This is a genomic window from Ramlibacter sp. (assembly GCF_035655895.1).
GTDB lineage: Bacteria > Pseudomonadota > Gammaproteobacteria > Burkholderiales > Burkholderiaceae_C > Ramlibacter.
This window is the reverse complement of record NZ_DASRTN010000016.1, coordinates 13,326-25,396: the sequence shown is the minus strand read 5'-3', so window position 1 is coordinate 25,396 and position 12,071 is coordinate 13,326. Positions and strand designations below refer to the sequence as shown.

General features: G+C 72.1%; 7 protein-coding genes. 1 reads left to right on the top strand and 6 read right to left on the bottom strand.

Annotated elements, in window-relative coordinates; translation table 11 throughout:
- Positions 1-4: 4 nt before the first annotated feature.
- The 6 genes from VFE82_RS19535 to VFE82_RS19510 form a co-directional block, all read right to left on the bottom strand.
- On the bottom strand, positions 5-460 hold the full coding sequence (locus tag VFE82_RS19535) for a RidA family protein (RefSeq protein ID WP_325002019.1): 456 nt from the start codon (positions 458-460) through the stop codon (positions 5-7).
- The gene (locus tag VFE82_RS19530; RefSeq protein ID WP_325002018.1) at positions 457-1,386 is read right to left on the bottom strand and encodes a transglutaminase family protein; all 930 of its coding nucleotides are present in this window, start codon (positions 1,384-1,386) and stop codon (positions 457-459) included. Before VFE82_RS19530 ends, VFE82_RS19535 begins: the two co-directional genes overlap by 4 nt.
- Positions 1,387-1,400: 14 nt before the next feature.
- Entirely contained in the window at positions 1,401-3,977 is a 2,577-nt protein-coding gene (locus VFE82_RS19525; RefSeq protein ID WP_325002017.1) for a circularly permuted type 2 ATP-grasp protein, read from the bottom strand.
- 74 nt (positions 3,978-4,051) lie between these two features.
- Positions 4,052-5,311 carry a phospholipase D-like domain-containing protein gene (locus tag VFE82_RS19520; protein WP_325002016.1) on the bottom strand — a complete coding sequence of 420 codons (1,260 nt, stop codon included), beginning with the start codon at positions 5,309-5,311 and terminating at the stop codon, positions 4,052-4,054.
- A gap of 148 nt (positions 5,312-5,459) precedes the next feature.
- Positions 5,460-5,852 carry a DUF4148 domain-containing protein gene (locus VFE82_RS19515; RefSeq protein ID WP_325002015.1) on the bottom strand — a complete coding sequence of 131 codons (393 nt, stop codon included), beginning with the start codon at positions 5,850-5,852 and terminating at the stop codon, positions 5,460-5,462.
- A gap of 184 nt (positions 5,853-6,036) precedes the next feature.
- The gene (locus VFE82_RS19510; RefSeq protein ID WP_325002014.1) at positions 6,037-9,510 is read right to left on the bottom strand and encodes a transglutaminase family protein; all 3,474 of its coding nucleotides are present in this window, start codon (positions 9,508-9,510) and stop codon (positions 6,037-6,039) included.
- 130 nt (positions 9,511-9,640) lie between these two features.
- Here VFE82_RS19510 and VFE82_RS19505 point away from each other — a divergent pair, with 130 nt between their 5' ends.
- A complete protein-coding gene (locus VFE82_RS19505; RefSeq protein WP_325002013.1) occupies positions 9,641-12,040 on the top strand; it encodes a DNA internalization-related competence protein ComEC/Rec2 in 2,400 nt (799 codons plus the stop codon).
- Positions 12,041-12,071: the final 31 nt, after the last annotated feature.

The following is a 12,071-nucleotide window of genomic DNA, read 5'->3' as shown; positions in this document are numbered from 1 at the left end:
CCGTTCAGCCGATCTCGGCGATCAGCTCGATCTCGACGCAGGCGCCCAGCGGGATCTGCGCCACGCCGAAGGCGCTGCGGGCGTGCGCGCCGCGGTCGCCGAACACCTGGCCGAACAGCTCGCTCGCGCCGTTGGTGACCAGGTGCTGCTCGGTGAAATCGGCGGTGGAGTTCACCAGGCTCATCAGCTTGACGATCCGGCGCACCCGGTTGAGGTCGCCCACCGCCGCCTTCAGCGTCCCCATCAGGTCGATCGCCACTGCACGGGCAGCGGCCTGGCCTTCCTCGGTGCCCAGGGTGCGACCGAGCTGGCCCACCCAGGGTTTGCCGTCGCGCTTGGCGATGTGGCCGGAGAGGAAGACGAGGTTGCCCGTCTGCACGAAGGGGACGTACGCGGCCGCAGGGGTGGCCACGGGGGGAAGGGTGATGCCGAGTTGCTTCAGCTTGTCGTCGACGCTCATGCGGGCTCCTGGTCGGTCGGGTCGGCGATTGTAGGAGCCTGTGGCGGCGACAGCGGCGCGACGGTGACGGCGACGCGCAGCGTGTGGTTGGCCCCGCCGTGGATCACGCCCCGGATGGGCGAGACGTCCGAGAAGTCGCGCCCCGTGGCCAGCGTCACGTAGTCCTCGCCGGGCGCGCGGTCGTTGGTCGGGTCGAGATCGGCCCAGCAACCGGGGCCATGCGCCGCGGGCAGGTAGACCGACACCCATGCGTGCGAGGCGTCGCTGCCCACCAGCCGGGTCTGGCCGGGCGGCGGCTGCGTCAGCAGGTAGCCGCTGACATAGCGCGCCGGCAGGCCGAGGCTGCGCAGGCAGCCGAGCATCACATGGGCGAAGTCCTGGCAGACGCCTTTGCGCAGCGCCAGCGCCTCGAGCGCCGGCGTGCTGGCGTCGGTGGCCTGCGAGACGTAGGCGAAGTCCGCGTGGATGCGTGCCGTCAGCTCGCGCGCGCCATCCAGCAGCGGCCGGCCGGGCCCGAAGCTGGCGCGCGCGTAGTCGACGAAGTCGGCATGCCGGGGCACGTAGGGGGAGGCGAAGACGAACTCGGCCGCAGGGTCGTACTCGGCGCCGCGGTGGTAGCGCAGCCGCTCGCGCGCTTCCTCCCAGGGCAGGCTCTCGCCGGGCAGCGCGTGCGCGCTGGTGGACACGACACTGTCGGCCACGACCCTCAGGTGGTCGTGCGCGGACTGCAGGCCGAAGAAGCAGCGTGCATTGCCGAACACGTCGGTGTCCTCGCTGCGCTGCGCCGGCGCCGGATGGATCGACAGCCGGTGCCGCAGCAGCCGCTGCCCGGCGCCGTCGGCCGGACGCAGGTGCGCCACATGCTGCGCGGTCTTGACGGCCGGCGCGTACGCGTAGCTGGTCTCGTGAAGGACGTGCAGCAGCATGGCGACGTGGAAGATCAGGCGCCCACGCTTTCGCGCGACTCGAACGAATGGGTGAAGTAGCGCGCCCCCAGGTCGTCCGACAGTTGCCAGGCGGCCGTGGCGCACTGGTGCAGCAGCTCCAGCAGCGCGGCGTGCTGGCCGCTCGCATCGGTGGTGCACATCGCCTCGAGCGACCAGCCCTGCGGGTCGGGCACCGTGAGCGCGATGCCGGGCACCTGGCCCGGCGCGCTGCCTTCCAGGCGCGCGAGGCGGCCGCGCAGCGTCTGCGTCACCCAGCCCAGCGAGCGCGGGTTGTCCCGGTCGAGCACGAGCAGGTCGAGCAGGGCGGCGAGGTCGCGCCGCTGCTGGTAGTGGGCGTGGAAGGTGATGGTGCTGTCGAAGAGGGCCACCACCGCCTCGAACCCACCGTCGTCGTGCACGGCCCCGGTCTCGAACCCCCAGGCCAGCGCCGACGACAGGAACGCCAGGCGCTCCAGGTGGCGTCCGGTGGACAGCAGGCGCCAGCCGTCGTCGCGGGTCATGCGGTCGGTCTGCGCGCCGGTCATGGCGGCGGTGTCGCCCGACAGCGCTTCGAGGATGCGCAGCGCCTCGACCGAGGAGAAGTCGCCTTCCTGCTGCCCGCAGCCGAGCAGGAAGGACTGCTCGGCGCGCACGATCACGTTCCACTGCTCCTGCGACAGCCTGTCGCGGACGGCGGCGGCGGCCCCGCGCAGCGCCGCCAGGTTGTAGCCGACGCTGGTGGCGCGCGTGGTGTCGGCCAGCGCGGCGAGGAGCGAGCGCTCGAACACGCGGCGCGAGGCGGTTGCCGGCGGCACGTTCGGCAGCACCAGGCCGTGCTCGACGGAGAGCTCGCTCAGCCAGGCCAGCAGCGGCTGCGACGTCTGGTCCTCGCCGTTGAGGCACTGCAGCACCAGCCGGGCCAGCCGCGTCGTGTTCTCGGTGCGCTCGGTGTACCGGCCCAGCCAGAACAGGTTCTCGGCCGAGCGGCTGGTGACGCTGCGGCCGCGGTGCGAGACGTCGGCGGCCGGCTGCTCGTGCCGCAGCAGGCTGGTCGTGTCGACCTCGCCGTCGGTCAGCACCCAGGTGTCGGCACTGCTGCCACCGCGCTGCATGGTGGCGATCTCGGTCGTCTCGCCAGCCAGCCGCGTCAGCCCACCGGGCAGCACGCGCCACGACCGGGGGCCGTCGCACACCGCGAACACCCGCAGCATCAGCGACCGTGGCTGCAGCCGGCCGGCTTTCCAGGTGGGCATCTGGGACAGCGGCCGGTACGCCTGGACGGTGTGCTCGTCGGGTTCGCGCGCGATGCGGCCGGCCCATTCGTCCAGCTCGCGCCGCGACAGCGACTGGCCCAGCACGGCGCCCGCACCCGATCCGCCGAAGGTCGGCTTCACGACCCCCGATGCGAGGTGGGGCAGGGCGGCTTCCATGGCCGCACGTTCGCCGCACCACCAGGTGGGGATCGACGGGAGCGCGAGCTCCTCGCCCAGCAGGCGGCGCGAGAGCGCCGGCAGGAACCCGAGCAGCGCGCAGGATTCCAGGAAGGCCGAGCCCGGCGCGTTGGCGACCAGCACGTTCCCGGCCCGGATCGCCTGCAGCAGCCCGGGCACGCCCAGCCGGGAGTCCGAGCGCAGCTCCAGGGGGTCGAGGAACTCGTCGTCCAGCCGCTTGAGGATGCCGTGCACCGGCTCCAGGCCGCGCAGCGTCTTGAGGTACAGGCGCTGGTCGCGCACGGTGAGATCGCTGCCCTCGACCAGCGTCAGCCCGAGATAGCGCGCCAGGAAGGCGTGCTCGAAGTAGGTCTCGTTGTAGGGGCCGGGCGTGAGCAGGACGATGCGTGCCTGGGGGCCGCCCGGGCTCATCGCGCGCAGGCCGTCGACCAGCGCGCGGTAGGTGGCAGCCAGCCGCTGCACCTTGAGCGCGCTGAAGGCGGAGGGGAACGAGCGCGAGACGATCAGCCGGTTCTCCAGCAGGTAGCCCAGGCCCGAGGGCGCCTGGGTGCGCTGCGAGACCACCCACCACTGGCCATCGGGGTCCCGGGCCAGGTCGAAGGCGGCGATGTGCAGGAACATGCCGCCGGCCGGCGAGACGCCGTGCATCGGCCGCAGGTAGCCCGGATGGCCCTGCACCAGGGCCGGCGGCAGCAGGTTGCGCTCGAGCAGCTGCTGCGGTCCGTACACGTCGGCCATGATCCGGTCGAGCAGGCGCATCCGCTGCAGCACGCCCGCTTCCACGCGCTGCCAGGTGGCAGGCGGGACGATGAGGGGAAACAGGTCGAGCGACCAGGGGCGCTGCGGGCCGTCTTCGTCGGCGTAGACGTTGTAGGTGATGCCGTTGTCCCGGACCTGCCGGCCGAGCTCGTGCATCCGCTGGTCCAGTTCGCCGAAGCCGCCGGTGCCGAGGTGGTCGAAGAAGCGGGCCCAGTGCGGTGCCAGGCGGCCGTCGCGGCCGCGCGGCGAACCGGGGCGCGACGCTGCGCCCCGCAGCTCGTCGAAGTGGCCGGCCGCGGCGGGCGGCGCGAGCGCCGCCGCGAGGTCGGCGGGGCGTTCCTCGGCGGCGTCGCCGAACAGCGAATCGATGGGCGTGTCCACGGGTGCGGGATTGTCCCATCCCGGGTCGGGGGCGGCCGGCGAAGCAGGTGGCCCTGTTGCCCGGTTGCGACGGGCTAGAGCAGCGGGGCCAGCCAGGTCGATGCGCGCTCGCGGGCCTTCTCGGCCAGCGGCCGCCGCCGCCAGTCCTCCAGCGTGATGCGGCGGCAACGGCCGATGTCGGCCTCGAAGACCTCCGTCATGCGTCGGGCGAACGCCGGGTCGTAGACGTTCAGGTTGGCCTCGTCGTTCAGGTGGAACGAGCGCGGGTCGAAGTTGGTCGAGCCCACCGAGGTGAGCCGCTGGTCGACGATGAGCATCTTGCAGTGGTACATCGTCGGCTGGTACTCGTACATCTCCACGCCGGCTTCCAGCAGCGGGCCCCACAGGCCGGGCGAGGCCCGGCGCACCGTCGCCTGGTCGGTGTGCCGGCCGGGCGTGATGATGCGCACCCGCACCCCGCGTTTCACCGCCGAGCGCAGCGATCGCGTGGCAACGTCGTCGGGGACGAAGTACGCGCTGGCGATGTCGATGCTGCGCACGGCCGCGGTGATGGCCAGCAGCGTCATCATCAGCATGCACTCGCTGCCGCCGCTGGGAGAGCTGGAGAACATCTGCGCCGGCTGGTCGCCGGCCGGCTCCAGCACCGGGAAGTACGCGCTGCCGTGCAGCACGCGCCCCGTGGTCTTGCTCCAGTTGGACAGCATCACGCTCTGCATCTGCGCGACGACCGGCCCCTCGACGCGGAAGTGGGAGTCGCGCCAGTGCTCGGGATCCTGCGCGTCCCCGCACCACTGCGGCGCGATGCCGACACCGCCGGTGAAGCCGAGGCGGCCGTCGACGATCAGCAGCTTGCGGTGCGTGCGGTTGTTCAGCCGGCCCAGGTTGTACCAGCGCAGGGGGTGGTACATCCGCACTTCCACGCCGGCCTCGCGCATCTCGAACACGAGATCCCGGTCGACCCGGGTGCTGCCGACCCAATCGATCAGCACGTGGACCTTCACGCCGGCGCGGGCGCGTTCGGACAGCGCTTCGGCGAACGCCGTGCCGATCTCGCCTGACCAGTAGATGAAGGTCTCGAACAGCACCGTGCGGCGCGCGCCGCGGATCGCCTCGAGCATGGCCGGGAAGATCCGGTCGCCGTTGATCAGCTCGGTGACACGGTTGCCCTGCACGATGGTCGGGCCCACCAGCATGGCCATGGCGCGGCCGAATTGCGGATCGTCGACCGGGTAGAGATGCTCGATCTCCTGCTCGACCCGGCGTTCGGCCGCACCGAAGTTCACGATGAGCAGGGCGACGGCGACGGCCGCGACGATCGACAGCAGGATCAGCACGGCAGGAGGATGGCAGCCGCGCAAACGGATGAGCGTCGGACCGGATCGACAGTTGCCATCCGATGCGCAGCCGTCCGGTCCAGCGGATCGGCTGCGGACGACAAACAGGCCGGGCAAGCCCGGCCTGTTCAACGCGAGTGCAACCCGGTCAGCGCAGGTTGCCCTGGTCGGCCTGGCCGGCCAGGGTGGTGCCGGCCAGGGTGCGGCCGCCGGCCTGCGCCAGGAAGGCCGAACCGCTGTCCTCGCCGGTGAAGGCGCGCACTTCGTCGCGGCTGGCGAGGTAGGCCGCGGTCACGTCGGCGCGGGTGGTCGCGCTCTTGAAGTTGCGCAGCGGGTTGTAGGTGGTGGACCAGGGGTTCACCCGGGCGGCACGGTACTGGTCGAGCTCGGCGCGCACTTCGGCGCGGGTCTTGCTCGGCACGAAGGCGGTGGTGGCGCCACCTTCCTGGCCGTACAGGCCGGCGGACTGGGCGAAGGCCTGGCCACCCAGCGAGGCGGCGGCGAGGGACAGGGTGACGGCGATCAGACGACGGTTGTTCATGGCAGTTCTTCCTTTCAGTGGTTGGAGGCTTGTGTCCGCGGGTCCTGGAGAACCCGTGACGTCACTGTAGGAAGCGACCGTGAGGTGGCACTTAGCGAAGTCTTAGCTGGCCGTGAGCATGTCGGCCCGCGCGGCAAGCCCTGCCGCGCGGCCAGCCCCCGCCGCTCGGCCATCCGCCGCCCGGTCAGCCGCGCGGTGGCGTGCGCAGATCCAGCGTGAGTGGGAACTCGCGGCTGCCGGGCACATCGACCGTCGCGGGCGGGATCTGCAGCCGGCCCGGCGTGTGGCCCATGCGGAAGAAGCGCGCGAGCCGGCGGCTCTCGGCTTCGTAGGCGTTCACCGGGAAGGTGACGTAGTTGCGGCCACCCGGATGCGACACGTGGTACTGGCAGCCGCCCAGCGAGCGGTTCATCCACGTGTCCACGATGTCGAAGGTCAGCGGTGCATGCACGCCGATCGTCGGGTGCAGCGCCGACGGTGGGTTCCAGGCCCGGTAGCGCACGCCGGCGACGAACTCGCCGGCCGTGCCGGTGGGTTGCAGCGGGACCGCCTTTCCGTTCACGGTCACGACGTAGCGGCTCTCGTTCAGGCCCGTCACGCGCACCTCCAGGCGTTCCAGCGACGAGTCGACGTACCGCACGGTGCCGCCGACCGCGCCTTCCTCGCCCATCACGTGCCAGGGCTCCAGCGCGTTGCGCAAAGTCAGCTCCACCCCTGCGGCCTGCACCGCGCCGACCAGCGGGAAGCGGAACTCGAAGTGCGGCGCGAACCAGGCGGGATCGAAGGCGTAGCCTGCGTCCCGCAGCTCCTGCAGCACGTCGTGCAGGTCGGCCTGCACGAAGGAGGGCAGCAGCCAGCGGTCATGGAGCTGCGTGCCCCAGCGCGTGACCGGCGCCCGGTACGGTTCCTTCCAGAAGCGCGCCACCAGCGCCCGCAGCAGCAGCTGCTGCACGATGCTCATGCGCGCGTGCGGCGGCATCTCGAAGGCGCGCAGCTCCAGCAGCCCGAGGCGGCCGGTGCTCGAGTCGGGCGAGTAGAGCTTGTCGATGCAGAACTCGCTGCGGTGCGTGTTGCCGGTCACGTCCACCAGGATGTTGCGCAGCGTGCGGTCGACCAGCCAGGGCGGCATGTCCTGCCCGTAGACCTGCCGGTTGCGCTCGATCTCGCGCAGCGCGATCTCCAGTTCGTACAGCTGGTCGTTGCGTGCCTCGTCGACCCGGGGCGCCTGGCTGGTGGGGCCGATGAACAGGCCGGAGAACAGGTACGACAGCGACGGATGGTTGTGCCAGTACAGCAGCAGGCTGGCCAGCAGCTCGGGCCGCCGCAGGAACGGCGAGTCGGCCGGCGTGGCGCCGCCCAGCACGAAGTGGTTGCCGCCACCGGTGCCGGTGTGGCGGCCGTCGGTCATGAACTTCTCGGCCGACAGCCTGCATTCGAAGGCCGCCTCGTAGAGGAACTCGGTGTTCTTCACCAGTTCGCGCCAGTTGTGCGCCGGGTGGATGTTGACCTCGATCACGCCCGGATCGGGCGTCACCTGCAGCAGCTTCAGGCGCGGGTCGCGCGGCGGCGGGTAGCCTTCCAGCACGATCCTCACGCCCAGATCCCTGGCGGTGGCTTCCACTGCCACGAGCAGGTCGAGGTAGTCGGTGACCTCCGCCAGCGGCGGCATGAAGACGTAGAGGACGCCGGAGCGCTCGCCCACCTGCTCGGCCTTCGGCCCATTGGCCCGGCGCGGATCGCGCACTTCGACGCACAGCGCGGTGCGGGTCAGTCCCTGCGCCGACTGGTGGCGCGCCGGCGGTGCGGCGTCGGCGGGCGCGGGCTGGCCGGGCCGGGTCGCGTGGTCGCCGGTCGCCACGTCGCGTCGACCGAAAGCGTCCTGCAGCACCCGGGGTGCTTCCCCGGCCGCGGGAGCCGGGCCCTGCAGGTAGCGCGCCTGCAGCTGGTCGGCGCGCGGCAGCTCGCCGCGCGGCGCCATCGGATCGGTCTCGACCAGGTACGGGTAGTCGCCCTTGCTCACCCAGGGCAGCGCGTCGAGGGGCAGCCGGTAGCCCATGGGCGAGTCGCCCGGCACCAGGTACATGCGTTCATCGCGGAAGAACCAGGGGCCGGTCGACCAGGCCGGGCCCGCCAGGCGGGCGCCTTCCAGGGGCTTGGACTCCAGCGGCAGGACGTAGCCGACGACCGCATCGAGCTTCTGCTCGAACACCCGGCGCAGGCGGGCGCGCTCCAGCTCGTCGTCCAGCCGGGCGTCGAACGGGTCGACGTTGACCGGCAGGCGGCGTTCGCGCCACAGGTAGTAGAAGACGTCCTCGTAGGCAGGCTGGACGTGGCGGTCGGTGAGGTTCAGGCGGGCGGCCAGGTGCCGGACGAAGCGGCCGGCGTCCTCGCTCGTGTAGTGCTGCGGCTGCGATTCGTCCGCGAACAGCGAGGGATCGCGCCAGCACGGCTGGCCGTCCGCGCGCCAGTAGATCGACAGCGCCCAGCGCGGCAGCTGTTCGCCGGGGTACCACTTGCCCTGGCCGAAATGCAGGAAGCCGCCCTGGCCGTACTCGTCGCGCAGCTTGTGCACCAGCTGCGTTGCATGGCGCCGCTTGGTCGGGCCCAGCGCCTCGGTGTTCCACTCGGGCGCGTCGCGGTCGACCGTGGCCACGAAGGTGGGTTCGCCGCCCATGGTCAGGCGCACGTCGCCGGCCCGCAGGTCGGCGTCGACCTGCTCGCCCAGCGCCAGCACGTCCTGCCACTGCTCGTCGGTGTAGGGCCGGGTGACCCGGGGCGATTCGTAGATCCGGGTGACCTGCATGTGGTGGGCGAAGTCCACCTCCGCCTCGTCGACCAGTCCCTCGATCGGTGCCGCGCCCGAGGGCTGCGGGGTGCAGGCGAGCGGGATGTGGCCTTCCCCGGCCAGCAGGCCGGAGGTGGGGTCCAGCCCGATCCAGCCGGCCCCCGGCAGGTAGACCTCGCACCAGGCATGCAGGTCGGTGAAGTCGACCGCCGTGCCGCTGGGGCCGTCCAGGGCCTTGACGTCGGGCACCAGCTGGATGAGGTAGCCCGAGACGAAGCGCGCGGCGAGCCCGAGGTTGCGCAGCAGCTGCACCAGCAGCCAGCCGGAGTCGCGGCAGGAACCGCTGGCGTTGCGCAGCGTTTCCTCGGGCGTCTGGACACCCGGCTCCATGCGGATGAGGTACTTGATGTCGTGCTGGACCTGCTGGTTCAGCGCGACCAGGAAGTCGATGGTGGGACGGGACGTGCGATCGACACGGTCGAGGTAGCTGCGCAGCAGCGGCGTGACCGGCTCGCAGGCCAGGTACGGCGCCAGCTCCTGCGCCACCAGCGGTTCGTAGCGGAAGGGGAACTTCTCGGCGCTCGGCTCCAGGAAGAAGTCGAACGGGTTGTAGACCGCCATCTCGACCACCAGGTCGACCGTGACCTTGAACTCGGTGGTCGGCTCGGGGAACACCAGGCGTGCCTGGTAGTTCGCGAACGGATCCTGCTGCCAGTTGATGAAGTGCTTGGCCGGCTCGATGCGCAGCGAGTACGAGAGCACGTTGCTGCGGCAATGCGGCGCGGGCCGCAGCCGGACGACCTGGGGTCCGAGCCGCACCGGGCGGTCGTACTTGTAATGGGTGACGTGGTTGAGCGCGGCATGGATGGACATGGACGGGGATGCTAGCAACTCCCATGCTCGACGAGGGGTGCCACGGGCAGGCTTTTGACGATCTGCCCTGGCTCCTTCAGATGGACGGCGCAGAGCGAACGAAGGCACGGCGGGCCGGCTAGGCTGGCGCATGGACCTTCCACCCGCCGGCCGGCTCTGGGTGCCGCTGCTGGCCGGCGCGGTGCTCGGCCCCGCCGTGCAGATGCGGCAGCCGGCGCTCTGGCCGTTCGTGGCGTACGGGGCGCTGGCCGCCGCCACTGCCGTTGCGTTGGCGGTGGTGTTCTGGCGCACGTCGCGGGCGCACCTGCCGGCACGGACGGCGTCGCTGCTCCTGGCAGCCGCCTGCGGCTTCGGCCTGGCCGGCGCCCGGGCCGCGCATTTCCTGTCGCAGGGGCTGGACCCCGCGCTGGAGGGCCGGGACCTTGCCGTCGTCGGCACGGTGGCCGCCATGCCCCAGCGCAACGAGCTCGGCCAGCGCTTCCGGTTCGAGGTGGAGGCAGCCCGGGACGGCGCGGCCGCCGTGCGGCTGCCACCCCTGGTGTCGCTCGGGTGGTATGGCGGTCCGGCGGCCGCGGCCGGGGCCTTCGAGCTGCAGGGTGGGGGACCGGACCTGCACCCGGGTGAGCGCTGGGCCTTCTCGGTGCGCCTGCGCGCCCCGCACGGGACCCTCAACCCGCATGGCTTCGACCAGGAGCTGTGGCTCTGGGAACAGGACCTTCAGGCCACCGGCTACGTCCGCGCCGGCCGCGGCGACCCGGCGCCGGCCCTGCTGTCGACCACCGGGGCGCATCCGGTGGAGCGGGCCCGCCAGTCGGTGCGCGCCAGCATCGAGGCCCGCGTGGCCGATCGGCAGGCGGGTGGCGTGCTCGCAGCGCTGGTGGTGGGCGACCAGAACGCGATCGACCGGACCGACTGGGACGTGTTCCGTGCCACCGGGGTGGCGCACCTGCTGTCGATCTCCGGCCTGCACGTCACCATGTTCGCCTGGCTGGCTGCCGCGCTCATCGGGGCCGGCTGGCGGCGTGTCCCGCGCCTGTGTCTCGCCTGGCCGGCTCCGCATGCCGCGCTGCTGGGTGGGCTGCTCCTGGCTGCCGGCTACGCGCTCTTCAGCGGCTGGGGCGTCCCGGCGCAGCGCACCCTGCTGATGCTGGCATCCCTGGGCTGGCTGCGGCTGTCGGGGCGCCGCTGGCCCTGGCCGGTGAGCTGGTTGTTCGCCTGCGCCATCGTGGTGACGGCCGATCCGTGGGCCCTCATGCAACCGGGTTTCTGGCTGAGCTTCGTCGCGGTCGGCGTCCTGTTCGCGACCGATCCGGGGCACGCTCCGGGGCCACCGCGCTGGCGCGACCGGGCCCTGGGCCTGCTGCGCGAGCAGGCGGTCGTCACGCTGGCGCTGGCACCGCTCACGCTGCTGCTGTTCGGGCAGGTGTCCCTGGTCGGGCTGGCCGCCAACCTGGTCGCGATTCCCTGGGTGACGCTGGTGGTCACGCCGCTGGCCATGGCGGGCGTGCTGGTGCGCCCGGCCTGGGATCTGGCGGCCGTGACCGTCCAGGCGCTCCAGGTGCTGCTGCAGTGGCTGGCCGCCTGGCCGTTCGCCGTCTGGCACGGCGCCGCGCCGCCGTTGTGGGCCGGGGCGGCGGGCGTGGTGGGCGGGCTGCTGCTGGCCATGCGGCTGCCGCCCCCGATGCGGATGCTCGGCGTGCCGCTGGTGCTGCCGGTGCTGCTCTGGCAGGCACCGCGCCCGCCGCCGGGCGAGTTCGAACTGCTCGCGGTCGACGTCGGGCAGGGCAATGCGGTGCTGGTCCGCACGGCGTCGCACACCCTGGTCTACGACACCGGACCGCGCTGGGGCAACGACAGCGATGCCGGCCAGCGGGTGCTCGTGCCGCTGCTGCGCGCCCTGGGCGAACGCGTCGACACGGTGGTGCTCAGCCATCGCGACAGCGACCATACCGGCGGTGCCATGCCCGTGTTGCTGATGCAACCGCAGGCCCGGCTGGCCGGATCGCTGGAAGACGGCCACGTCCTGCAGACCGTCCGGCCGCAGGCGCGCTGCCTGCAGGGGCAGGAGTGGCACTGGGACGGCGTGGCGTTCCGGTTCCTGCATCCGGCCCCGGCGGATTTCGGCACCGCGCAGCGCCCCAATGCCCTCAGCTGCGTGCTGCGGGTGTCGAATCCGCGCCAGGCCGCGCTGCTGGCGGGCGACGTCGAGCGGCCCCAGGAGGACAGGCTGCTCGTCCGGGGCGAGCCGCTGCAGGCGCAGGTGCTGCTGGTCCCGCACCACGGCAGCCGCACGTCGTCCAGTGCGGGTTTCCTCGACGCCGTGCAGCCACGCTGGGCGCTCGTGCAGGCCGGCTACCGCAACCGGTTCGGCCACCCGGCGGCGCCGGTGCTGGAGCGCTACGCCGCGCGCGGCGCGACGGTGGTGGATTCCGCGTGGTGCGGCGCGGCCTGGTGGTCGTCTGCGCAACCAGAGGCGATGCGGTGCGAACGCGATGCGGCGCGTCGCTACTGGCACCATCAGAAACCCTGAGTCGGGCCGGTTCGAGGCTCGGTTATTGCTA

What these genes read in the sequence shown, in the direction of transcription:
- VFE82_RS19535 (WP_325002019.1), bottom strand. Translation starts at nt 460, where the DNA reads ATGAGCGTCGACGACAAGCTGAAGCAACTCGGCATCACCCTTCCCCCC.
- VFE82_RS19530 (WP_325002018.1), bottom strand. Translation starts at nt 1,386, where the DNA reads ATGCTGCTGCACGTCCTTCACGAGACCAGCTACGCGTACGCGCCGGCC.
- VFE82_RS19515 (WP_325002015.1), bottom strand. Translation starts at nt 5,852, where the DNA reads ATGAACAACCGTCGTCTGATCGCCGTCACCCTGTCCCTCGCCGCCGCC.
- VFE82_RS19510 (WP_325002014.1), bottom strand. Translation starts at nt 9,510, where the DNA reads ATGTCCATCCATGCCGCGCTCAACCACGTCACCCATTACAAGTACGAC.
- VFE82_RS19505 (WP_325002013.1), top strand. Translation starts at nt 9,641, where the DNA reads ATGGACCTTCCACCCGCCGGCCGGCTCTGGGTGCCGCTGCTGGCCGGC.